Source organism: Actinopolymorpha cephalotaxi, assembly GCF_013408535.1.
Taxonomy (GTDB): Bacteria; Actinomycetota; Actinomycetes; order Propionibacteriales; family Actinopolymorphaceae; genus Actinopolymorpha; species Actinopolymorpha cephalotaxi.
Window position 1 is genome coordinate 1,926,099 of the sequence record NZ_JACBZA010000001.1, and the last position, 23,534, is coordinate 1,949,632.

Genomic DNA, 23,534 nt, shown 5'->3' on the forward strand with positions numbered 1-23,534 from the left:
CGTTACCGGTGCAAACCCTCAGGGGGTAACGTGGGCGCCATGCCGTACGACCGACCAGCAGCACCGGAGCCACTCGCCCGGGTCGAGGAGTTCTGCAACTCGGCGAGGTTCCTGCACGGGGAGGACGCCTGGTCCGACCTGCCGGGCGCGCGGGAGTGGCTGCGCGGCCACGCCGGACCGGCCGCCGCGGAGGAACTCGACCACACCCGCCTGACCGACCTCGTCCGCCTGCGGGAAGCGATCCGGGACCACCTCGACGGCTCGACCGCCGCCCTGGTGCACGACACCCTGAACGCCCACGCGGAGAAGTCGCTGCGACCGCCGGCGTGGAGCCCGGACGGAACGCCGCGGATACCTGCCGCCGGCGGGTCCGCGCTCGGCGACCTCACCGGCGCCGTGCTCGGCGCCCTCGCGGTCGAGGAACTGGCCGGCCGGCGCGAGCGGCTCAAGGTCTGCGCCGCACCGGACTGCAGATGGGTCTTCTACGACCGGTCACCGGGGAGCAAGGGCGTGTGGTGCAGCATGCGCACCTGCGGTGCCCGGCACAAGATGCGGGCCATGCGCGAACGGCGGAACGGAGAGGGCGCGGGAGCCTGACCGGGCCGGGCAGCGGAGACCGGTCCCTTGGCCGGGTGCTACACCGGGCCCTGTTCGCCGCCCCGGTCCGGGCGCCGGCGGAGGTACCGCTCGAACTCCTTGGCGATCGCCTCGCCGGTGGCCTCCGGCAGGTCGGCCGCGTCGCGGGCCTGCTCCAGCGACTGGACGTACTCCGACACCTCGGTGTCGTCGCGGGCCAGGTCGTCCACGCCGCGCTCCCAGGCACGCGCGTCCTCGGGCAGGTCGCCGAGCGGCACCGTGAGGTCCAGCAGGTCCTCCACCTTGCGGAGCAGGGCGAGGGTGGCCTTCGGGCACGGGCTGGACGCGACGTAGTGCGGAACGGCCGCCCAGAACGACACCGCCGGGAGGCTCTCGCTGTGGCACGCCTCCTGCAGGACGCCGAGCACGCCGGTCGGGCCTTCGTACGTCGGCGCCTCCAGGCCCAGTGCCGAGGCGAGCTCGGGATCGGTGGCGCTCGCGGTCACCGGGATCGGGCGGGTGTGTGGGCTGTCGGCCAGAAGGGCGCCGAGCAGGACCGCCATCTCCGCGCCGAGGCTGTCGGCGACGTCCAGGATCTCCGCGCAGAACTGCCGCCACCGCATGTTGGGCTCGATGCCGCGGACCAGGATCACGTCGCGGGGCGCGTCCGGCGGCCGGGCGACCATGACCCGGGTGGCGGGCCAGGTGATCCGGCGTACGCCCTGCGCGTCGGCGCCGACCGAGGGCCGGTTGACCTGGTAGTCGTAGTAGTCGTCGGACCCGAGCTCGCCCAGGGGCTGGGCCTTCCACACCTTCACCAGGTGGTCCAGTGCGGAACTCGCCGCGTCCGCGGCGTCGTTCCATCCCTCGAAGGCCGCGAGGAGGACCGGGTCTTCCAGTTCCGGCGAGCCTTCGAGCTCGAGCACGTGGATCGTCCTCCCTGTCGTCGGTCCTGTCGTCGGTGGCCGACGCCGCACGGTGTCAGACCCGCTGACAATGCCGGTCCCGCCAACTATGCCGGACCCTCCCGACACCGCCTCCGATAGCCTACGTGGCTTCGCCGCACGCACGTCGCGACGTGCCGAGCGCCACCCGTGAGTGATCTCGGAGTCCAAGATCTCGGAGTCCAAGAACGCGGTCCGATGGGTGGACGTCCGGGTACGCTGGTGGCGGTCTGTCCCGATCAGCCGATCAACAAGGAGCGACCATCGTGAGCAACACCTCCGCCACCTTTCGTCAGGCGCTTCGTGAGCGCGTCCTCGTGGCGGACGGCGCGATGGGAACGATGCTGCAGGCCCACGACCCCACGCTGGAGGACTTCGAGGGCCACGACGGCTGCAACGAGGTCCTCAACGTCACCCGGCCGGACATCGTGCGGTCGGTGCACGAGCCCTACTTCCAGGCCGGCTCGGACTGTGTGGAGACCAACACCTTCGGCGCCAACTTCGCCGCGCTGAGTGAGTACGGCATCGCGGACCGCGTCCACGAGCTGTCCCTGGCCGGCGCCCGGCTGGCCCGCGAGGTCGCCGACGCCTACTCCACTCCCGACCGGCCCCGGTGGGTGCTGGGCTCGATGGGGCCGGGCACCAAGCTGCCCTCGCTCGGACACGCGCCGTACGCCGTCCTGCGCGACGCGTACCAACTGAACGCCGCCGGGCTGATCGAGGGCGGCGCCGACGCGCTCATCATCGAGACCTCCCAGGACCTGCTGCAGACCAAGGCGGCGATCCTCGGCGCCAAGCGGGCCATCGCCGAGCTCGGCGCCGACGTGCCGGTGATCGCCTCGGTCACCGTGGAGACCACCGGCGCGATGCTGCTCGGATCGGAGATCGGCGCCGCGCTGACCGCGCTGGAGCCGCTCGGCGTCGACGTGATCGGGCTCAACTGCGCGACCGGTCCGGCGGAGATGAGCGAGCACCTGCGCTACCTCGCCCGGCACTCCGCCACCCTGCTGTCCTGCATGCCCAACGCCGGGCTGCCCGAGCTCACCTCCGACGGCGCGCGGTACCCCCTGTCGCCGGAGGAGCTCGCCGACGCGCACGAGAGCTTCGTCGCCGACTACGGACTGGCGCTGGTGGGCGGGTGCTGCGGCACCACCCCCGAGCACATCCGCCAGGTCGTCGAGCGGGTCGGCGGGCGCGAGCTCGCACCCCGTACCCCCCAGCGGGACCCGGGCACGTCCAGCCTCTACCAGCACGTGCCGTTCCGGCAGGACACGTCGTACCTCGCCATCGGCGAACGCACCAACGCCAACGGCAGCAAGGCGTTCCGCGAGGCGATGGTCGCCGGCCGCTGGGAGGACTGCGTCGACATCGCCCGGGCCCAGATCCGGGACGGCTCGCACATCCTCGACCTGTGTGTCGACTACGTGGGCCGCGACGGCGTCGCCGACATGCGCGAGATCGCGTCCCGGCTGGCCACCGCCTCCACGCTGCCGATCATGCTGGACTCCACCGAGCCGCCGGTGCTGGAGGCGGGCCTGGAGGCCTTCGGCGGCCGGTGCGCGATCAACTCCGTCAACTTCGAGGACGGCGAGGGACCGGAGAGCCGGTTCGCCCAGATCATGCCGCTGGTGCGCGAGTTCGGCGCCGCGGTGGTCGCGCTCACCATCGACGAGGAGGGCCAGGCGCGTACGGCGGACACCAAGCTCGCCATCGCCGAGCGCCTCATCGGCACCCTCACCGGGCAGTGGGGGATGAACGAGTCCGACATCCTCGTCGACTGCCTGACGTTCACCCTGGCCACCGGACAGGAGGACAGCCGTAAGGACGGCATCGAGACCATCGAGGCCATCCGCCGGCTGAAGCAGGCGCACCCCGACGTCCAGACGGTGCTGGGGCTGTCGAACATCTCCTTCGGGCTCAACCCCGCGGCCCGGCAGGTGCTCAACTCCGTCTTCCTGCACGAGTGTGTGCAGGCCGGCCTGGACGCCGCCATCGTGCACGCCAGCAAGATCCTGCCGATCGCCCGGATCCCGGAGGAGCACCGCGAGGTCGCCCTGGACCTGGTCTACGACCGCCGGCGGGAGGGGTACGACCCCCTGACGCGGCTGCTGGAGCTCTTCGCCGGGGTGAAGACGTCCGACACCAAGGAGAGCCGGGCGCAGGAGCTCGCGGCCCTCCCGCTGGGCGAACGCCTGCAGCGGCGCATCGTCGACGGCGAGGCGAACGGCCTGGAGGCCGACCTGCAGGAGGCGCTGGACGGTGGCCGGCCCGCGCTGGAGATTGTCAACGACGAGTTGCTCTCCGGCATGAAGGTGGTCGGCGAGCTGTTCGGCAGCGGCCAGATGCAGCTGCCGTTCGTGCTGCAGTCCGCCGAGGTGATGAAGGCCGCGGTCGCCTACCTCGAGCCGCACATGGACAAGACCGACGACGAGGGCAAGGGCACGATCGTGCTGGCCACCGTCAAGGGCGACGTCCACGACATCGGCAAGAACCTCGTCGACATCATCCTTTCCAACAACGGCTACAACGTCGTCAACCTCGGCATCAAGCAGCCGGTCAACCTCATCCTGGACGCCGCCGAGGAACACCGCGCGGACGCCATCGGGATGTCCGGTCTGCTGGTCAAGAGCACCGTGATCATGAAGGAGAACCTCCAGGAGATCAACACCCGCGGCAAGGCGGACAAGTGGCCCGTCCTGCTCGGTGGTGCGGCGCTGACCCGCAGCTACGTCGAGCAGGACCTCGCCGAGATGTACGACGGTGAGGTCCGCTACGCCCGGGACGCCTTCGAGGGGCTGCGGTTGATGGACGCCGTGATGGGGGTGAAGCGCGGCGTGCCCGGCGCGGAGCTGCCCGCCCTGCGCAAGCGGCGGGTCAGCGCGGCCAAGGTGACCGAGACCGCGCCGGAGGACATGCCCGCGCGGTCCGACGTGAGCACCGACAACCCCGTACCCACCCCGCCGTTCTGGGGTGACCGGGTGGTCAAGGGCATCCCGCTGGCCGACTACGCGTCGATGCTGGACGAGCGGGCGCTCTTCCTCGGCCAGTGGGGCCTCAAGCCCGGCCGCGGGAAGGACGGGCCGAGCTACGACGAGCTGGTGGAGACCGAGGGACGGCCGCGGCTTCGGGCGCTGCTGGACCGCGTGCAGACCGAGGGGCTGCTGGAGGCCGCGGTGGTCTACGGCTACTTCCCGGCGGTGGCCAAGGGCGACGACCTGGTCGTGCTCGGCGACGGCGGCGCCGAACGCTGCCGGTTCACCTTCCCCCGGCAAAAGCGCGACCGGCACCTGTGCCTGTCGGACTTCTTCCGGCCCGAGGAGTCGGGGGAGACCGACGTCGTCGGCTTCAGCGTGGTGACGATCGGCTCGCGGATCGGTGAGGAGACGGCGAAGCTGTTCGCCGGCAACCACTACCGCGAGTACCTCGAGTTGCACGGCCTGTCGGTGCAGCTGGCGGAGGCGCTGGCGGAGTACTGGCACGCCCGGATCCGGGCCGAGCTGGGGTACGCCGGTGACGACGACGCCACCGACCTGCAGGCGATGATCCACAAGCTCGGCTACCGCGGCGCGCGGTTCTCGCTGGGGTACGGCGCGTGCCCCGACCTGGAGGACCGGGCCAAGATCGTGGAGCTGGTGCGGCCGGAGCGGATCGGCGTCACCCTGTCGGAGGAGTTCCAGCTGCACCCGGAGCAGTCGACCGACGCGATCGTCCTCCACCACCCCGAGGCGAAGTACTTCAACACCTGATCGTCACCGAGACGGACGGGTCACCCTCGCAGACTGTCTCGGATCGTGACGAACCGGCCGGGTGGCGTGCACGCTCAGGCGTCGGCACCCGGCCGTTCGTCGTGGACAGCGACGTGGATCTCCCGGTCGCGAGCACGGTTACCCGCCGTACTTCCGGCGTACTCTGCGTACTTCCGGGGATTTGTTGTGCAATCGCTACGCCAACGTGAGAGGTCTGACATTCCGTAGCCGGTCACAGGCGGCTATGGTGCGGGGCGGGCCGCTCCGGGCCTTCCCTTGACGATGAGGTGGAAAATGCGACCATTCACCGGCCGGATGGTGCGGGTGCTGGCGGCGGGCGGTGCGCTGGCCCTTGCCGTCACCGCGTGCGGCAGTCAGTCCGGCAGCGACACCGACAGCGGCGGCAACGGCGCCGGCAAGGCGCCCCTGGTCTTCGGTACGACCGACGCCTTCGGCACGGTGGACCCGTCCGGCTCCTACGACAACCCGGGCTGGGAGATCCTCTACAACTCCGCGCAGACGCTGCTGTCGATCCCGCCGGGTGGGAGCACCCCGAAGCCGGACGCGGCCGAGAAGTGTGAGTTCACCGACCCGAAGACCTACACCTGCACCCTGAAGAAGAACCTCAAGTTCTCCGACGGCAGCCCGCTGACGAGCAAGGACGTGAAGTTCACCTTCGACCGGATGCTGAAGATCGCCGACCCCAACGGGCCGTCCAGCATCTTCGCCGACCAGCTCGCCTCCACCGAGGCGAAGGACGCCCAGACCGCGGTCTTCCACCTGAAGTTCGCCGACGCGACCTGGCCGTTCCGCCTCACCACCGCGGCCGCCTCGATCGTGCCGGACGAGAAGTACCCCGCCGACAAGCTGCAGCCGATGGGCAACGACAAGATCATCGGCTCCGGGCCGTACAAGGTGACGAAGTACGACCCGTCCCAGCAGATCGTGCTGGAGCCGAACGCCAACTACCACGGCGAGAAGAAGCTCTCCAACTCCAAGGTGCTCATCCAGGTCTACAAGGACGAGAAGAGCCTGAAGAGCGCGGTGGAGAGCGGCGAGGTCCAGGTGGCCTACCGCACGCTCACCCCCACGCTGCTGAAGGACCTGGAGCAGAACGGCGCGGCCAAGAAGGTCAAGGTCGTCAAGGGCGCGGGCACCGGCATCCAGTACGTCGCCTTCAACAACAAGAAGGGCCCCTTCGCCAAGGCCGAGGTGCGCCAGGCCGCGGCGGCCCTGCTGGACCGGCAGTCCATCGCGAGCGGTGTCTACAACAACACGGTGACCCCGCTGTACACGATGGTCCCCAAGGGCCTGCCCGGGCACGACGAGAAGTTCAAGTCCGTCTTCGGTGACAAGCCCGACCTGGCCAAGGCCAAGAGCCTGCTGAGCAAGGCCGGTGTGAAGACTCCGGTGACCGCCCAGCTGTGGTACAGCCCCGACCACTACGGCGAGGCCTCGGCCGACATGTACGCCGAGATCAAGCGCCAGCTCGAAGAGGGCGGCCTGTTCAAGATCTCGCTGAAGTCGGCGTCGTGGGAGCAGTACAAGAAGGACTACGCGGCCGGCGCCTACGACGGCTGGCAGCTCGGGTGGTACCCCGACTTCCCCGACACCGACAACTACCTGTCGCCCTTCTACGCCAAGAACAACTTCATCGGCGCGGGCTACGGCTACTCCAACCCGCAGATGGACAAGCTGCTGACCCAGGAGAAGTCCACCCCTGACCCGCAGAAGCGGCAGCAGGCCTTCTCGCAGATCCAGACGATCGCCACCGAGGACGTCCCGCTGATCCCGCTGTGGCAGGACAACATGATCGCCGCCGTGCGCGACGGCGTGACCGGAGTCAAGGACACCTTCGACCCGCTGTACACCTTCCGGTTCTGGTTGGTCGACGCGAGCAAGGCGAAGTAGGCGCAGCGCCACCTCCGGTGAGTCCGCCGCGCGCAGGCGTGCGCGGCGGACCACCGGTGCCGGTCTGTCAGGACCGGGTTGACGCACATGCTCTCGTGTCCGCGCGGGGGGCCGAAAGCACCGAGTGAGAGTTCGGGCCGAGCTCGCCTCGAGTTCGGCCCCGGTGCCCGCCGAGTCGTTCGCACGGAAAGGTCAGGTGGCTTGGCATGGCCGGCCGATCAGGGTCGTTGCGGAGGTATCTCGCCATCCGCCTCCTCCTGGTGATTCCCAACGTGTTCGTCCTGCTCACGTTGGTGTTCCTGCTGCTGCGGGTCGCTCCCGGCGACCCGGTCTCGGCGGCTCTCGGCGGCCGGTTGCCGGCGGCCGAGCTCGCCAGGCGGCGCGCGGCGGGCGGGTACGACGACCCGATCCTCGTGCAGTACTGGCACTACCTCAGCCGCATCTTCACCGGTGACTTCGGTACGGCCGTCAGCGACAACCGGCCGATCACGAACATCCTGCTGGTCAACGGCGCGGCCACGTTGAGCCTCACGCTGTCGGCCCTGGTGGTGGCCTGCCTCATCGGCATCCCGCTCGGCCTGCTGGCCGCGCGCTACCGCGACTCACTCGCCGACGTGGCGATCCGGGTCTTCGGTGTCTTCACCTACGCCGCGCCGGTCTTCTTCGTCGGCGTGGTGGCGATCATCATCTTCACCGGCAAGCTCGGCTGGCTGCCGTCGGGGCAGCAGGCCAGCCCGATCGCCCAGCTGACGGTCGAGCCGGTCACCCACATCTTCCTCCTCGACGCACTGCTGGCCGGTGACACGAAGTCGTTCGTCGACGGGCTGAAACACCTGGTGATGCCGGCGGTCACGCTGGGCCTGCTGATCACCGGCGTGTTCATCCGGCTGATCCGGGTCAACGTCGCCCAGACGCTGCGCGACGACTACGTGGAGGCGGCCCGGGCCCGCGGCATCGCCGAGCGCCGGGTGGTCTTCCAGCATGCGTTCCGCAACGCCATGGTGCCGTTCGTCACGGTGCTGGGCCTGCAGGCGGCGCTGTCGCTGGGCGGTGCGATCCTCACCGAGACGACGTTCAGCTGGCCGGGCCTCGGATCGCAACTGGTGCAGTACATCAACGCCCGCGACTACGTTGCCGTACAGGGCATCATGACCATCTTCGCCCTCGTCGTGGTGGGGATCAGCCTGCTCATCGACCTGATCAACGCGTTCATCGACCCGAGGGTGAGGTACTGATGGCGATCACCCCGACCGTCCAGTCGGGCGGACCGATCACCTCCTCGCGCCGCTCGCTGCCCGGCCGCGTCGTCGCCGTCGTGGCCACGCCGTACCGCCAGTCCGCCGGGGTGGCCCGGGCGATGCTGGTCGTCGGCACGGTGCTCACCGCGCTGATCGCGCTGGTGGCGATCTTCGCGCCGCTGGTGGCGCCGTACGACTTCGACCAGGTGAGCGACGGCGGCGGCCGTTTCCCCAAGCAGGCGGCGCCGTCGGGTGACCACCTGTTCGGTACGAGCGTGCAGACCTTCGACGTGTTCTCCCGCGTGGTGTGGGGCGCGCGGACCGAACTCAAGGTCGTCGTCCTCTCGCTGGTGCTGACGATCGTGATCGGCGTGGTTCTCGGCCTGGTCGCCGGTTTCGTCGGCGGCTGGCTGGACCGCGTGCTGGTGCTGGTGATGGACGCGCTGTTCGCGTTCCCCTATCTGCTGCTGGCGATCGTGGTCGCGTTCCTGCTGTCGGACTCGCTCGGCGGCGGGGTGACGACGGCGGCCGCGGCGATCACCGCGGTCTACATCCCGCAGTACTTCCGGGTCGTACGCAACAGCACGGTGAGTGCGAAACAGGCGACCTACGTCGAGGCCGCCCGCGCGCTGGGCGCACCGCCGCACACGATCATGTCCCGCTACCTGTTCACCAACGTCGTGCAGAGCGTTCCGGTGATCGCCACCCTGAACGCCGCGGACGCGGTGGGCACGCTCGCCGCGCTGGGCTTTCTTGGGTACGGCATCCAGCCGACCGACGCGGCCGAGTGGGGATACGACCTCAACCGCGCCATGGACGACGCGGCGTCGGGCATCTGGTGGACCGGGGTGTTCCCCGGGCTCGCGATCGTGGTGCTGGTGATGGCGCTGACGTTCGTCGGCGAGGGGCTGAACGAGACGCTGAACCCGACGTTGCGGGTACGCCGGCTCGTCCCGGTGGTGCTGCCGCCGCGCAGGGCCGGCGCCGGTGCGCCGGCCGGATCCGATGCGGGCAGGGGTGCCCCTTCGGGAGCCCGGTCTGATGCCCCTTCGGATGCGCGGCCGGATGCGCTTACCGGCAAGGAGCCTGCCGGCTCGGAGGAGGGTGCCAAGTGAACGCGGCGACGACCAACCCGGGCAGGGACCGGCACACCGAATCGGGCAGGGGTCCGGACGCACCGGTCCTGTCCGTACACGACCTGCGGGTCTGGTACGGCACCGAGCGCGGCCCGGTGCGCGCGGTCGACGGCGTCTCGTTCGACCTGCGTCCGGGTGAGACGCTCGGCCTGGTCGGTGAGTCCGGCTGCGGCAAGTCGACCCTCGGCCGCGGAGTGCTCGGGCTGCTGCCGCCCGGCGCCAAGGCCGACGGCGAGATCGAGTTCGAGGGCCGCGACCTGCTCACCTGTGGCCGGCGGGAGCTGGAACGGCTGCGCGGGCCCGAGCTCGGCATGATCTTCCAGGAGCCGCTGACCCGGCTCAACCCGCTGATGCGGGTCAGCGAGCACTTCGAGGAGACGCTGCGGACGCACGAGCCGGGTCTGGGCAAGGAGGAGATCCGGCGACGTTCGATCGAAACCCTGCGCGGGATGGGAATCCCGCCCTCGCGCTACCGCGCGTACCCGCACGAGTTCTCCGGCGGCATGCGGCAGCGGATCATGATCGCGCTCGCGCTGGTGCTGCGGCCGAGGTTCGTGGTGGCCGACGAACCCACCACCGCGCTGGACGTCCTGGTGGAGGCGCAGATCATCGGCATCCTCGCCGACCTGCGCCGCAACTTCGACACCGCGCTGCTGCTGATCACCCACAACCTCGGCATCGTGGCCGAGGCGTGTGACCGGGTGGCGGTGATGTACGCCGGGCACATCGCCGAGGAGGGCGACGCCCGCGAGGTGTTCGCCCGGCCGCGTCACCCCTACACCCGCGAGCTGTTGCGCTCGACGATCTCGCTGCAGACCACCGGGCTGCACTACATCCCGGGCGCCCCGCCGGACCTGGTCGAGCCGCCCGGCGGATGCACGTTCCATCCCCGCTGCCCGGACGCGATGGCGGCCTGCCCGCGCCAGGACCCGGTGGAGGTCCGTACGCCGGAGGGCACCCGGGTCGCGTGCTGGTTGCACGGGCCCGCGGAGCTGCTGACCGAGGAGGGCACCGCGCCCCTGGTCCGGGAGGAGATCAGCGTTGCCGACGAAGCCTGAGCCCACGAAGCCCGAACCCACGAGCGCGGTCGGGGTCGCCTCGCCGCCGCTCGCCGAGCGCGAGGTCCTGATGGACGTCCGCGACCTCGAGGTGCACTACGCCCTGCAGGGCAGCTCCCTGGGCCGGATGTTCGGCGGAGGCGGCTCCGTCGTACGCGCTGTGGACGGTGTGTCGTTCCAGCTCCACCAGGGCGAGGTTCTCGGCCTGGTGGGGGAGTCCGGCAGCGGGAAGACCACCCTCGGCCGGGCGCTGCTCGGCCTGGTCCGCCCGACCGGCGGCTCGATCCACTACCGGGACAACGACCTCGGCGAACTGTCCGAACGCCGGCTGCGCCCGCTGCGCCGCAAGCTGCAGATGGTGTTCCAGGACCCGAGCGCGGCGCTCAACCCGTCCATGGACATCGAGACCGCGGTCGGTGACCCGCTGCGCATCCACAAGCTGGCGAACGGCAGGGCCGAACGCCGGGCGATGGTGGTCAGGGCGCTGGAGGCCGTCGGGCTGGCGCCGGTGGAGCGGTTCCTGACGAAGTACCCGAGCGACCTGTCCGGTGGGCAGAAGCAGCGTGCCGTGATGGCGCGGGCGGTCATCCTCGACCCGGAGCTACTGGTCGCCGACGAGCCGATCTCGATGCTGGACATGAGCGTGCGGGCCAAGATCCTCGAGCTGATGCTGGAGCTGAAGAGCCGCCTCGACCTCACCTACGTCTACATCACCCACGACCTGGCCACGGCGAAGTTCTTCTGCGACCGGGTGGCGATCATGTACCTCGGCCGGGTGGTCGAGATCGGCCCCACCGAGGAGATCTTCGCAGCACCCAAACACCCGTACACCAAGGCGTTGCTCCGCGCGATCCCCGAGCCCGACCCGAGCAGCACGGTGCCGCGCGACCTGCCGCGCGGGGAGATCCCGGACGCCGCCGCACCACCGCTGGGGTGCTCGTTCCACCCGCGCTGCCCGGCCGCGTTCGACCGGTGTGGCTGGGAGAGCCGCGACCTGCGGACCCTGCTGGAGGAACACTGGCTGGGGCTGGACGAGGAGACCTACGCGGCCGAACGCGACGTCGTCGGCAACCTCGACGAACTCGCCCGGCCCGGGCACCGTGCGGTCCTGCGGCCCGGCCGGGGGAAGGCGCCCGAGGACGTCAGGGCGTTGCTGGAACGCGTGCGCTCCGCCGACCCGGACGAGCCGCTGTGGCGTGGCGTGCGAAGCATCGAGGTCGAAGGTGACGGGGTCGTGGTGGACTTCCACGACGGCGAGGACCCGCGGTTGCGGCTGGCCGACGGCGTCGACGTCGCCTGTCACCTGTACTGACCGACTGGCGTACGAGCCACCCCGTACTCCTGCCGTGAGCAGGTCGTACGGCGGCCGCCCGGGCACTGTCGGCGGGGAGCTCTAGGCTCTGCGTCGTGTCCGCATCCGACTCCGACTCCGACTCCGCGGAAGGCTCGGCCCGTCCCGGTCGGCTCGGCATCGCTGCCGAGCCACCCGCGGACCCTGCCGACCCGGCGGATCCGTCCGCCTCTGCCGACTCCTCTGACTCTGCCGACACTTCGGCCCTACTCGACGTACGCACCCGGCGCAGGTCGACGGTCGCGCTGGTCACGGGCGTCGTGTTGATGAACGTCTCGATGGTGCCCGCCGGCACCGTCGGCAGCCTGCTCGCCAGCGACAGGTACGGCGCCGCGTGGAGCGGCGTGCCGAGCGCCGCCGGCGTCGTCGGCACGGCGCTGGGTGCGCTCGGGTTGTCCGCGCTCATGCGCAACCGCGGCCGGCGGACCGGGCTCCGGACCGGCTACGCAGTCGCCGCGCTCGGTGCCCTGGTCGGTGCCGTCGCGGTCGGGGCGGCGGTGCTTCCCCTGCTGGCGGTGGGAATGCTGCTGCTCGGCATCGGCAACGGCGGCGCCCAGCTGTCCCGCTACGCGGTGGCCGACCTGCATCCGGCCGACCGCAAGGCATTCGTCCTCAGCCTGGTGGTGTGGGGCAGCACCGTCGGCGCGCTCGTCGGGCCGGCCCTGATCGCGCCCGCGGCACACCTGTCCGCACGCGCAGGGATCCCGGCGTACGCCGGCACCTACGTGCTTGCGATCCTCACCACCGGCGCGGCCCTGGTGGTGGCCGGTCTGTTGCCCCGGACCGGCCGGGGCGACCCGCGCGACCGGGAGCGCCCTCGGTCCGGTGAGGTCGGCCGCGTCCTGCGACTGCCGGCGGTGCGGGTGGCGCTGGCGGGCATGGTGTCGGCCCAGCTGGCGATGGTCGCGGTGATGACGATGACCCCGCTGCAGCTGCACCGGCACGGGCAGGGGCTGGACGTCGTGGGCTGGGTGCTCACCGCGCATCTGGCCGGGATGTTCGCACTGTCGCCGCTGTCCGGACGCCTCACCGACCGGCTCGGCGGCCGGACCGTGACCAGTGCCGGGGCCGGTGTGCTGATCGGTTCCGCCGCGCTGGCCATGGCGGCACCCACGTCGCACACCGTGGGGATCCCGGTGGCGTTGTTCCTGCTCGGCTACGGCTGGAACCTCTGCTTCGTCGGTGGCAGCGCGATCCTGAGCCGGGAGCTGCCGGCCCGGGTGCGCAGCCAGGTCCAGGGTGCGGTGGACGCGGTGGTGTGGGGCTCGTCGGCGTCGGCCGGCCTGGCCTCCGGAGCGGTGTTCGCCGGTGGGGGATACGTCCTGGTCGCGTTCGTCGCCGGGCTGATCGCCGTCGCGCCCCTGGTGGTGCTCGCCGCCTTCCGCCCGCGCCCGGAGGGACCTCACCGTCCGCCGGGAAGCACCAGCCCGCTCTCGTAGGCGAACACCACCGCCTGTACGCGGTCCCGCAGCCCCAGCTTGGCCAGCACGTTGCCGACGTGGGTCTTCACCGTCGTCTCCGAGACGTACAGCTCGCCGGCGATCTCGGCGTTGGACATGCCCCGCGACATCAACCGCAACACCTCGCGTTCGCGGTCGGTGAGGTGGGCGAGCTCCTTCGCCGACTCCTTGCTCGCCGACGGCAGCACGGTCGCGAACCGGTCGAGCAGCCGCCGGGTCACGGTCGGTGCGACGACCGCCTCACCCCGGGCCACGATGCGGATGGCCTCGGCCAGGTCCTCCGGTGGGACGTCCTTCAGCAGGAATCCGGAGGCGCCGGCGCGCAGCGCTTCCACGACGTACTCGTCGAGGTCGAACGTGGTGAGCACCAGCACCCGGACGGTCCCGCCGCGTTCGGTGCCGGTGATGAGCCGGGTGGCCTCCACGCCGTCCATCCGGGGCATCCGGATGTCCATCAGGACGACGTCCGGTTGCAGGGCACGGGCCTCCGTGACCGCCTTCTGCCCGTCACCGGCCTCGCCGACCACCACGACGTCCGGCTCGGACTCGAGGATCATCCGGAACCCCGTCCGCAGCAGTGGCTGGTCGTCCACCAACAGCACGCGGACCGGCGTACCCGGCGACACCGGTCGCTCCTCGGCCGGCGTCACGCCGGCACCTCGTTCGCCGTCGTGCCGGCATCGGTCAACGGCAGGGTGGCAAGCACCTCGAACCCACCGACCATCCGGGTACCCGTGTACAAGGTGCCTCCGTTCAACGTCACGCGTTCGCGCATGCCGACAAGTCCGTGCCCGAGTCCGTGGTCGAGTCGCTCGGCGTTGTCCGTCCGGTTCGACGGGCCGCGCCGTGGACTGCCGTCGTCGGTGACGCCCACGACGACCGCCTCGGGTTCGTACCGCACCAGCACGGCCGCCCGGGTGGGGCCGACGTGTTTGAGGGTGTTCGTCAACGACTCCTGGACCACCCGGAAGATCGCCAGGTCGACGCTGGACGTCAGGGGGCGGGGCTCGCCGACCACGGTGAGCTCGACCTGCAGGCCGGCCTCCCTCGCCCGGTCCAGCAGCGGCCCGAGTTCGGCGACTCCGGTACGCGGGGACATCTGGACGCTGCCGTCCGTCCCGTCCTCGTCGGCGGCGCGGAGCGCACCGACGATACGGCGCATCTCCTCCAACGCCTCCCGCCCGGTCTCCTCGACCGCCCGCATGGCCTCCACGCTGCGCTCGGGTGCCCGGGTGATCGTCCTCCGCGCGGCGGCTGCCTGCACCGTCATCACGCTCACGTGGTGGGCCACCACGTCGTGCAGTTCCCTGGCCATCCGGGCGCGTTCCTCCGCCAGCGCCGCGCGGACCTCCGCGGAGGCGGCGCGCTCCAGCCGGCTGGCACGGTCCTCGAGCGCGACCAGGTAGCGACGGCGGGCACGCATGGCGCGGGCGATGCTCCACATGCCGCCGTATACGAGGACCTGCAGGCCGACCGTGATCGCGTCGAACGTCATGCCGATCGAGGCGTAGGCGTCCCGTTTCACGTACAGGAAGACGATCGAGGCGATGGTCGTCGCCACGGTGATCGCGAGGCTGCGGGCCGCGGTGCTGTGCACGCCGACGGTGTAGATCACCAGCAGGGCGGCCACCGAGCCGACGGAGGAGCTGTAGCCGGCGAAACCGAGCGTCATGTACGCGGAGATCACGATCACCGCGACCGTCACCGGGAACCGCCGGCGCAGGGCGAGCGGCGCGGCGACCAGGACGGCGAGCACCAGCCCCCAGGCGTCCGCCGGGCGGAACGTGATCCCGGCGTAGGAGCGGTAGCTCAGCCCGGCGACGCTGGCGATCACGAGCACGAACGCGACCGCCCCGTCCACCAGGTCGGGGCGGCCTCGAAGCCAGTCTCGGACAGCGGCACCGCGCACGGTCCGAGCGTAGGCGGCCGGGTTCACGGGGCCACCCCCAGGTTCCGGAGGTTGCCAGAGGTCGCCGGGGCGTCTCCTAGAGGTCGACCGCGGACGCGTGCGGTGACGGGGCCTCGGAGGTGTCCTGCGTCGGCATCGGATCGGTGTCGGCAGGTGCGGGCAGCGGGGGAGGAGTTCCACCCCAGGCAGGGCACCGCGACTTGTGGTCGCACCAGTCGCACAGCGGGCCGGGACTGGCTCGCCACTCGCCGGTGGTGTGCGCGCGTTCGATGGCGTTCCACAGCGCCTGCAGCTTGCGGGCGGTGGCGCGCAGGTCGGCCTCGTCGGGGGAGTAACGCAGCACGTCGCCGCTGCCGAGATAGACCAGCTGCAGCAGGCGGGGTACGACACCTCGCAGCCTCCACAGCATCAGCGCGTAGCAGCGCATCTGGAACATCGCCCGCTGCTCGTAACCCGGCCCGGGTGCCCGCCCTGTCTTGTAGTCGACGACGCGCAGCGCTCCGTCGGGCGCGACGTCGAGCCGGTCGATGTACCCCCGCAGCCGCAGGCCGGAGTCCAGCTCGCACTCGACGTACATCTCCCGCTCGGCGGGCTCCAGCCGGGTCGGGTCCTCCAGCGTGAAGTAGCGGTCGAGCAGTCCCCGCGCGCCGGCGAGGAAACTCTCCAGCCGCTCGGGGTCGAACCCGCCCTCCTCGTCGCCGAACAGCTCCGACAGCTCGGGCTCGGCCTCGACCAGCCGGTCCCACTGCGGGCGGACCAGTGTGCAGGCCTCCTCGATCGTGCGCCCACCGGCGGGCAGGTCGAACAGCCGCTCCAGAACGGCGTGCACCACCGTGCCCCGGGTGGCCTCCGGGCTCGGCCGCTCCGGCAGCCGGTCGATCACCCGGAAGCGGTAACGCAGTGGACAGGTGAGGAAGTCGCTGGCCCGGGAAGGTGACAGCACCGCGAGCGGGAGCATCGGCCGCGGGTCGTCGGCCCGGCCGCGTCCGGCGCCGGCCGCCGCGCTCGCGGCGGCGGTCCCGCCGGTGTCTCCGCCGGAGTTGCCGGGCGGGTTCCCGGAGTCGCCGTTGGCGTTCGTGGTCACCGTCGTGGTCGCCGCCTCGCCCGCTGTGGTCATGGCCCGAAAGCGTAGGACACCCCACCGACAGCCCCGCGGACGAGCAGGTGTCCGATCCGCGCCGCTCCGCCCGCGACCGCGCCGCCGGTCAGGTGCAGGCGGTAACGTGTCCCCTCGCCCGCGGCGCGAGGGCGGCCGGACCGAGGCGGGTGCCGGGCCGGGGAGGATCCCTCGGGAACATCCCACGTGACCTGGTCGTTCGCCGGACGTCGAGTCCGCGCACCCCGACGGAAGCAGGCTGAGACAGGCGATGGTGCACGACGTGGAGAAGAACAACCCGTCCCGGGAGGCGCAGCGCCGGCCGGGCGCGGTCCAGATCGCGCGGGTTGTCGGGGTTCCCGTCTACGTCAACCCGTCCTGGATCCTGGTCGCTCTGCTGATCGCGTACGTCTTCCGGCCGGTGGTCGAGGAGCAGGTGCCCGGCCTCGGTGTCTGGTCGTTCGTGGCGGCGCTCGGTTTCGCCGTCCTCCTTTACGCCTCGGTCCTGGTGCACGAGATCGCCCACGTCCTGGTGGCCAGGAAGTTCGACCTGCCGGTCCGCGCGATCACGCTGCAGTTCCTGGGCGGCCTGTCCGAGATCGAGAGCGAGCCGCAGACGCCGTGGCGGGAGTTCGCCGTCGCCGTGGTCGGTCCGCTCACCTCGCTGGGGATCGCCGGCCTGGCCGCGCTCGGCCACACCGCGGTGTCCGGGCCTGCCCTGCTCGAGCTCGCGTTGTTCCAGCTCGCCTGGGCAAACCTGCTGGTCGGCCTGTTCAACCTGCTGCCCGGGCTCCCGCTGGACGGCGGCAGGATGCTGCGCGCGGGGGTGTGGGCGGTGACCAAGCAGCCGCATCTGGGCACCGCCGTCGCCGGGTGGGCCGGCCGGGTCGTCGCCGCCGTCGTGCTGCTCCTGCCGTGGACTCTCCTCGCCAGCTCGTGGGGGGCGCCGAGCCTGCTGCACATCGTGTGGAGCGTATTCCTGGCGATGTTCATGTGGGCCGGCTCCAGCCAGGCGCTGATGAGCGCGAAGATCAGGCGGAAGCTCCCCGCCATCCACGCCCGCACGCTCGCCCGGCGCGGCGTCCCCGTGCCGTCGGAGCTCCCGCTGTCGGAGGCGGTCCGGCGAGCCCAGGAGACGCATGCGGGTTCGCTGGTGGTCGTCGGCAGCGACGGCCGCCCGACCGGTCTGGTCAGCGAGGCCGCGGTGCTGGCCACTCCCGAGCACCGGCGGCCGTGGATCTCGGTGGGTGACGTCGCCCGCCGGATCGAGCCGGGACTGGTGCTCGACGTACGCCTCACCGGCGAGGCGCTGGTCCGGGCGATGGGCGGCACGCCGGCCACGGAGTACCTCCTGGTCGAGCCCGACGGACGGATCTTCGGTGTACTCGCCACCGCCGACGTCGACGGGGCCCTGGCCCGCACCTGACCTGCCCCGAACCCGGGTCCGGCCTCCTGGTTACGCTGCCCGTCATGTCCGCGACCGATCCCTCCGCCGAGCACGTCCCCGACTCCGCGCCGGACCCCGCCGGCGACCCGACCGACCTGCCCGGCGACCCGGCCGACCTGCCCGGCGACCCGACCGACCTGCCCGGCGAGCCGGCCGAGGACGCCGCCGACGCCCGGCCGCTGGTGGCCGGGGAGCAGGTCCGGCTGGAGGACCACAAAGGTCGCAAGCACCTGATCACGCTGGAGCCGGGAAAGACGTTCCACACCCATCGCGGTGGAATCGTTCTGGACGACCTGATCGGCCGGCCCGAGGGAGTCGTGGTCAAGTCGACCGGAGGCGTCCCGTATCTCGCGTTGCGGCCCCTGCTGTCCGACTACGTCCTTTCCATGCCGCGCGGCGCGGCCGTGGTCTACCCCAAGGACACCGCCCAGATCCTGGTCGCCGCGGACATCTTCCCGGGGGCGCACGTGGTCGAGGCCGGTGCGGGCTCGGGCTCGCTGACCTGTGCGCTGCTGCGCGCGGTCGGCCCGGCCGGCCGGGTCTCGTCGTACGAGCGCCGCGACGACTTCGCCGCGGTCGCACGCCGCAACGTGGAGCGCTTCTTCGGTGGCCCCCAGCCGACGTGGGATCTCACCGTGGGCGACGTGGTGAGCGCCCCCACCCGGCCACGGGTGGACCGGATCGTGCTGGACATGCTCGCGCCCTGGGAGTGCGTCGACTGGGCGGCCGAGGCGCTGGTTCCCGGTGGCGTGCTGTGCTGCTACGTCGCCACCACCACACAGCTCGGGCGGACCGTCGAGACCGCGCGTGCGCACGGCGGCTTCACCGAGCCCCAGGCGAGCGAGACGATGGTGCGCACCTGGCACGTGGAGGGCCTGGCGATCCGGCCGGACCACCGGATGATCGGTCACACCGGCTTCCTGGTGACCACCCGCAGGCTCGCTCCCGGCGTCAGCGCACCCGGCCGCCGGCGCCGCCCGGCTCCCGGCGCCTACGGCGAGAACTACGACGGCCCGCGGCCCGCCGGCCAGCAGGTGGACTGACCCCGAACACAGGGCCGGGGACGCGCCCCGGCACCACGATCGGCCGAAGCGGACGCGGCGCCGAATGTGATGCCGAATGTGATGCCGAATGTGATGCCGAATCCGGTGGCGAAGATGGCCACGGCCCGTAGTGTGGAAGGCCGTAGGCCCCTGGCGTGGAGGAAACGGCCACGATTCGCCATCGGTTTGTGACGTTCTGACTTGTGGGCGTGACCTGTCGGTGGTGGGGAGATATAAGGTCAGAGGCGTCGGCGCACCGGCTCGGCGCGGACACCAGCGAGATCCACGTTCCTGCGGTTGCACGCAGGGCGCGGACAAGCACAGTGACTGGGGAGGTGAGGGACGTGCCCGCACCAGACGACCGACGCGAGGCGCGCTCGCCGGACGAGCTCGCCAGCCAGGTCACCTACCTCGAGGAAGAGGTCGCGGCACTGCGCCGCCGGCTCGCGGAGCAGCCGCGGGACAGCCGGCAACTCGAGCAGCGGCTCGCCGAGGCGCAGGCGATGCTGGCCAACGTCACGGCACAGAACGAACGCCTGGCGGGAACGCTCCGGGAGGCCCGGGAGCAGATCGTCACCCTCAAGGACGAGGTGGACCGACTCGCCCAGCCGCCCGCGAGCTTCGGAATCTTCATCAACCGAAACGACGACGACAGTGCCGACGTCTACACCGGTGGCCGCAAGCTCCGGGTGACGGTCAGCCCCAGCATCGACCTCGACGAGCTCCGCCCGGGCCAGGAGGTCATGCTCAACGAGTCCTTCAACGTCGTTCGCGCACTGTCCTACGAGCAGGTCGGCGAAGTCGTCATGCTCAAGGAGTTGCTGGAGGACGGCGACCGCGCGCTGGTCATCGGTCACACCGACGACGAGCGCATCGCGCGGCTCGCCGAGCCGCTGCGCGACACCCCGATCCGGGCCGGCGACTCGCTGCTGTTCGAGCCCCGTTCCGGCTACGTCTACGAACGCATCCCCAAGACCGAGGTCGAGGAGCTGATCCTCGAAGAGGTCCCCGACATCCAGTACGAAGACATCGGCGGTCTGCGCAACCAGATCGAGCAGATCCGCGACGCGGTGGAGCTGCCCTACCTCCACGCCGACCTCTTCCGCGAGCACGAGCTGAAGGCGCCGAAGGGCGTACTGCTGTACGGTCCGCCCGGGTGCGGCAAGACGCTCATCGCCAAGGCCGTGGCCAACTCCCTCGCCAAGCAGGTGGCGGTGCGCGACGCCAAGACCGAGGGAAAGAGCTACTTCCTCAACATCAAGGGCCCGGAGCTGCTCAACAAGTACGTCGGTGAGACCGAGCGGCACATCCGCCTGGTGTTCCAGCGGGCCCGGGAGAAGGCCAGTGAGGGCACACCGGTCATCGTGTTCTTCGACGAGATGGACTCGCTCTTCCGCACCCGCGGCTCGGGCGTGTCCTCCGACGTGGAGAACACCATCGTCCCGCAGTTGCTGTCGGAGATCGACGGCGTGGAGGGGCTGGAGAACGTCATCGTCATCGGCGCCTCCAACCGCGAGGACATGATCGACCCGGCGATCCTGCGGCCGGGCCGGCTGGACGTGAAGATCAAGATCGAGCGCCCCGACGCCGAGGCCGCCCGGGACATCTTCGCGAAGTACCTCACTCCCACCCTGCCGCTGCACGAGGACGATCTCGGCGAGTTCAGCCGCAACCGGGACGCCTGTGTCAGTGGCATGATCCAGCGCACCGTGGAGCGGATGTACTCCGAGCTGGAGGAAAACCGCTTCCTGGAGGTCACCTACGCCAACGGCGACAAGGAGGTCCTGTACTTCAAGGACTTCAACTCCGGCGCCATGATCGAGAACATCGTCAGCCGGGCCAAGAAGATGGCCATCAAGGACTTCCTCGAGTTGCAGCAGAAGGGCGTACGCGTCCAGCACCTGCTGCAGGCCTGCGTCGACGAGTTCAAGGAGAACGAGGACCTGCCCAACACGACCAACCCCGACGACTGGGCGCGGATCTCGGGCAAGAAGGGCGAGCGGATCGTCTTCATCCGTACGCTCATCCAGGGCAAGGAGGGGGCCGACGCCGGTCGCTCGATCGACACGGTCGCCAACACCGGCCAGTACCTCTGACCAACCCTGACCAGCCTCTGACAACCGCCTTCTCGGCGGACACGACCAAGCAGTCAGACCCGCGGGTGTCCCGCTCGACCGAGTGGGGCACCCGCGGGCGTCATGACCGGTATCTCCGGCGACAATCGGCTAACCCTGCCCTACACACACGGCTTGTCCGCGTACGCTCGTAAGAGCGGCCGGGGCGGGCGTGAGCCGTCCGGCTCGGGGCTCGGCGACGCGGCGATGCCCCACTGGCGACGAGGAGTCCCATGAGTGTGCACCGGGTAATGGGCGTGGAGACCGAGTACGGCATCTCCGTCGCCGGGCAACCGACCGTCAACCCGATGCTGTCGTCCTCGCAGGTCGTGAACGCCTACGCGGGCAAGGTGATCCGCGCGCGCCGGGCCCGGTGGGACTTCGAGGAGGAGAACCCGCTGCGCGACGCGCGCGGTTTCGACCTCGCCCGGGACGTGGCCGATGACAGCCAGCTCACCGACGAGGAGGTGGGGCTGGCCAACGCGATCCTCACCAACGGCGCCCGGCTCTACGTCGACCACGCCCACCCGGAGTACTCCTCGCCGGAGGTGACCAACCCGCGCGATCTCGTTCTGTGGGACAAGGCGGGGGAGCGGGTGATGCTGGAGGCCTCCCGGCGGGCGGCCGAGCCGCCGCTGTCGACCTCGATCCTGCTCTACAAGAACAACACCGACAACAAGGGCGCGTCCTACGGCTGCCACGAGAACTACCTCATGAGCCGGTCGACGCCGTTCGCCGACATCGTGCGCAACCTCACGCCGTTCTTCGTCAGCCGGCAGGTGGTGTGCGGCGCCGGCCGGGTCGGGCTCGGCCAGGACGGCAGCAGGCACGGCTTCCAGATCAGCCAGCGGGCCGACTTCTTCGAGGTCGAGGTGGGCCTGGAGACCACGCTGAAGCGCCCGATCATCAACACCCGGGACGAGCCGCACGCCGACGCCGACAAGTACCGCCGCCTGCACGTCATCATCGGCGACGCCAACCTGTCGGAGGTGGCGACCTACCTCAAGGCGGGCACGACGGCCCTCGTGCTGTCGATGATCGAGGACGACTTCCTCACCACCGACCTGAGCGTCGAGCACCCGGTGACGTCGCTGCACGAGGTTTCGCACGACCCGAGTCTGCGGCACCTCCTGACACTGAAGAGCGGCCGGAAGCTGACCGCGGTCCAGCTCCAGATGGAGTACCTCGAGAACGCCCGCAAGTACGTCGAGGACCGCAGCGGCGCCGACACCGACCCGGAGACCCGGGACGTCCTGGACCGCTGGGAGTCGGTGCTGACGCGCCTGGAGTCCGACCCGATGTCGCTGTCCCGCGAGCTGGACTGGGTGGCCAAGCTGGCCGTCCTGCAGCAGTACCGCGAGCGGGACGGGCTGGACTGGAGCCACCCCAAGCTCCAGCTGGTCGACCTGCAGTACGCCGACCTGCGGCCCGAGCGGGGCCTGTACCCCCGGTTCGTCGAGCGCGGCCGGATGGCCCGGATCCTCACCGACGCGGAGATCGAACGCGCCGTGCACCAGCCGCCGGAGGACACCCGCGCATACTTCCGCGGCCGATGCCTGGCGCAGTACTCCGAGCATGTGGCCGCCGCGTCGTGGGACTCGGTGATCTTCGACCTCCCCGGCAACGAGTCGCTGCAGCGCGTTCCGACCCTGGAGCCGCTGCGGGGGACCCGCGCCCACGTCGGCCGGCTCCTCGACCGCTGCCGGACCGCGGAGGAGCTCGTTCGCGCCATCACCGGAGGCTAGGTCCTTCACGACCCGCCCTGGCGCCCCCCCCCCCCCCCCCCCCCCCCCCCCCCCCCCCCCCCCCCCCCGGCGGTGCACTCCGAAACAGGCCACAGGTCCGGTTCGCGGCCCGTGGGACCCGGTCGTTCGCCCCGTTTTGCCCGGCAAAGCCCGTAGGGTGTCGAGTCTGGTGCGCTGGGTACCTGCCCCTGGTCGGTGTGCGCTTGTAAGGTCCAGGTAGGCGGTACCAAAGCAACCCCTGTGGAGTAGGTCGGGGAGGGGCGAGATGGGAACACGAGACGGCGGCTCGGGCGGTCAGCAGCACCGCACCACGCGCAAGGGCTCCGATGAGGAGGAGCTCACCGACGTCCAGGCCGACGAGGCCACCAAGGAGCGCAAGGACCAGATCGACGAGGACGTCGACTCGATCCTGGACGAGATCGACGAGGTGCTGGAGGAGAACGCCGAGGACTTCGTGCGCAGCTTCGTCCAGAAGGGCGGCCAGTAACACCGGGCCGCCGGTCCCTCGACGGCGGATTTCGCGACCGCGCGGCCGGTCCGGGACGAGCACCTGGCATCCATCGGTGCTCGCCCCGCTCGACCGGCCGCCGCGGCCGTCCAGGTTGCCGATCGAGGTCGCGCGGACCTGTGCTCTCGTGCCCCGTATGTCACCGCGCCCCGGTAGGTTTCCGGATGAGCCCGGTGCGATCCGCCGGGCACACCACCACAGATCCACGACAGATCCACGACGCATCTGGGACACATCCAGCAGGACTGGAAG

Annotated in this window: 17 protein-coding genes; 13 read left to right on the forward strand and 4 right to left on the reverse strand. The window is 70.8% G+C overall.

Features of this window, described 5'->3' with window-relative positions; translation table 11 throughout:
* The first annotated feature begins 39 nt into the window (after window positions 1–39).
* Window positions 40–597 carry a CGNR zinc finger domain-containing protein gene (locus FHR37_RS08610; protein ID WP_092890016.1) on the forward strand — a complete coding sequence of 186 codons (558 nt, stop codon included), beginning with the start codon at window positions 40–42 and terminating at the stop codon, window positions 595–597.
* Between the two features lie 38 nt (window positions 598–635).
* On the opposite strand, the gene FHR37_RS08615 is transcribed toward FHR37_RS08610, so the two are convergent.
* Window positions 636–1,502, reverse strand: coding sequence for a PAC2 family protein (locus FHR37_RS08615; RefSeq protein ID WP_092890019.1), 867 nt, complete (start codon window positions 1,500–1,502; stop codon window positions 636–638).
* Between the two features lie 284 nt (window positions 1,503–1,786).
* Here FHR37_RS08615 and metH point away from each other — a divergent pair, with 284 nt between their 5' ends.
* From metH to FHR37_RS08650, 7 genes are all read left to right on the forward strand, one after another.
* Window positions 1,787–5,266: a methionine synthase gene (gene metH, locus FHR37_RS08620; protein WP_092890022.1), complete on the forward strand. Its 3,480-nt coding sequence runs from the start codon at window positions 1,787–1,789 to the stop codon at window positions 5,264–5,266.
* A 294-nt stretch (window positions 5,267–5,560) separates the two neighbouring features.
* Complete coding sequence (locus FHR37_RS08625) at window positions 5,561–7,177, forward strand: ABC transporter substrate-binding protein (protein WP_139239233.1); 1,617 nt, start codon at window positions 5,561–5,563, stop codon at window positions 7,175–7,177.
* A 206-nt stretch (window positions 7,178–7,383) separates the two neighbouring features.
* A complete protein-coding gene (locus FHR37_RS08630) occupies window positions 7,384–8,412 on the forward strand; it encodes an ABC transporter permease (protein ID WP_092890029.1) in 1,029 nt (342 codons plus the stop codon).
* Window positions 8,412–9,530 (forward strand): ABC transporter permease, encoded by a 1,119-nt coding sequence (locus tag FHR37_RS08635; protein ID WP_092890032.1) that lies wholly within the window; start codon window positions 8,412–8,414, stop codon window positions 9,528–9,530. Before FHR37_RS08630 ends, FHR37_RS08635 begins: the two co-directional genes overlap by 1 nt.
* On the forward strand, window positions 9,527–10,609 hold the full coding sequence (locus FHR37_RS08640; protein WP_092890035.1) for an ABC transporter ATP-binding protein: 1,083 nt from the start codon (window positions 9,527–9,529) through the stop codon (window positions 10,607–10,609). Before FHR37_RS08635 ends, FHR37_RS08640 begins: the two co-directional genes overlap by 4 nt.
* The gene (locus tag FHR37_RS08645; protein ID WP_237769128.1) at window positions 10,593–11,921 is read left to right on the forward strand and encodes an ABC transporter ATP-binding protein; all 1,329 of its coding nucleotides are present in this window, start codon (window positions 10,593–10,595) and stop codon (window positions 11,919–11,921) included. The genes FHR37_RS08640 and FHR37_RS08645 overlap by 17 nt, the downstream gene beginning before the upstream one ends.
* Window positions 11,922–12,016: 95 nt before the next feature.
* Window positions 12,017–13,399 (forward strand): MFS transporter, encoded by a 1,383-nt coding sequence (locus FHR37_RS08650; protein WP_202818403.1) that lies wholly within the window; start codon window positions 12,017–12,019, stop codon window positions 13,397–13,399.
* On the opposite strand, the gene FHR37_RS08655 is transcribed toward FHR37_RS08650, so the two are convergent.
* The 3 genes from FHR37_RS08655 to FHR37_RS08665 form a co-directional block, all read right to left on the reverse strand.
* Window positions 13,363–14,070, reverse strand: a complete 708-nt coding sequence (locus FHR37_RS08655; RefSeq protein ID WP_092890038.1) for a response regulator — start codon at window positions 14,068–14,070, stop codon at window positions 13,363–13,365. The genes FHR37_RS08650 and FHR37_RS08655 overlap by 37 nt on opposite strands.
* Window positions 14,067–15,329, reverse strand: a complete 1,263-nt coding sequence (locus FHR37_RS32980) for a sensor histidine kinase (protein ID WP_139239234.1) — start codon at window positions 15,327–15,329, stop codon at window positions 14,067–14,069. Before FHR37_RS32980 ends, FHR37_RS08655 begins: the two co-directional genes overlap by 4 nt.
* A gap of 76 nt (window positions 15,330–15,405) precedes the next feature.
* The gene (locus tag FHR37_RS08665) at window positions 15,406–16,446 is read right to left on the reverse strand and encodes a RecB family exonuclease (protein ID WP_175542832.1); all 1,041 of its coding nucleotides are present in this window, start codon (window positions 16,444–16,446) and stop codon (window positions 15,406–15,408) included.
* 250 nt (window positions 16,447–16,696) lie between these two features.
* Between FHR37_RS08665 and FHR37_RS08670 the strand changes: the two genes are divergently transcribed.
* The 5 genes from FHR37_RS08670 (at window position 16,697) to FHR37_RS08690 (ending at window position 23,261) form a co-directional block, all read left to right on the forward strand.
* Entirely contained in the window at window positions 16,697–17,851 is a 1,155-nt protein-coding gene (locus FHR37_RS08670) for a site-2 protease family protein (RefSeq protein WP_092890044.1), read from the forward strand.
* A 44-nt stretch (window positions 17,852–17,895) separates the two neighbouring features.
* Entirely contained in the window at window positions 17,896–18,915 is a 1,020-nt protein-coding gene (locus tag FHR37_RS08675; protein WP_139239235.1) for a tRNA (adenine-N1)-methyltransferase, read from the forward strand.
* Window positions 18,916–19,259: 344 nt separating this feature from the next.
* The gene (gene arc, locus FHR37_RS08680) at window positions 19,260–21,011 is read left to right on the forward strand and encodes a proteasome ATPase (RefSeq protein ID WP_175542833.1); all 1,752 of its coding nucleotides are present in this window, start codon (window positions 19,260–19,262) and stop codon (window positions 21,009–21,011) included.
* Between the two features lie 251 nt (window positions 21,012–21,262).
* A complete protein-coding gene (dop, locus tag FHR37_RS08685) occupies window positions 21,263–22,774 on the forward strand; it encodes a depupylase/deamidase Dop (RefSeq protein WP_092890049.1) in 1,512 nt (503 codons plus the stop codon).
* Between the two features lie 265 nt (window positions 22,775–23,039).
* On the forward strand, window positions 23,040–23,261 hold the full coding sequence (locus FHR37_RS08690) for a ubiquitin-like protein Pup (RefSeq protein WP_092883534.1): 222 nt from the start codon (window positions 23,040–23,042) through the stop codon (window positions 23,259–23,261).
* Window positions 23,262–23,534 lie beyond the last annotated feature (273 nt).

Coding starts and splice junctions, on each gene's coding strand:
- FHR37_RS08610 (WP_092890016.1), top strand. CDS start 40: ATGCCGTACGACCGACCAGCAGCACCGGAGCCACTCGCCCGGGTCGAG.
- FHR37_RS08625 (WP_139239233.1), top strand. CDS start 5,561: ATGCGACCATTCACCGGCCGGATGGTGCGGGTGCTGGCGGCGGGCGGT.
- FHR37_RS08630 (WP_092890029.1), top strand. CDS start 7,384: ATGGCCGGCCGATCAGGGTCGTTGCGGAGGTATCTCGCCATCCGCCTC.
- FHR37_RS08635 (WP_092890032.1), top strand. CDS start 8,412: ATGGCGATCACCCCGACCGTCCAGTCGGGCGGACCGATCACCTCCTCG.
- FHR37_RS08665 (WP_175542832.1), bottom strand. CDS start 16,446: ATGACCACAGCGGGCGAGGCGGCGACCACGACGGTGACCACGAACGCC.
- FHR37_RS08670 (WP_092890044.1), top strand. CDS start 16,697: ATGGTGCACGACGTGGAGAAGAACAACCCGTCCCGGGAGGCGCAGCGC.
- FHR37_RS08675 (WP_139239235.1), top strand. CDS start 17,896: ATGTCCGCGACCGATCCCTCCGCCGAGCACGTCCCCGACTCCGCGCCG.
- dop (WP_092890049.1), top strand. CDS start 21,263: ATGAGTGTGCACCGGGTAATGGGCGTGGAGACCGAGTACGGCATCTCC.
- FHR37_RS08690 (WP_092883534.1), top strand. CDS start 23,040: ATGGGAACACGAGACGGCGGCTCGGGCGGTCAGCAGCACCGCACCACG.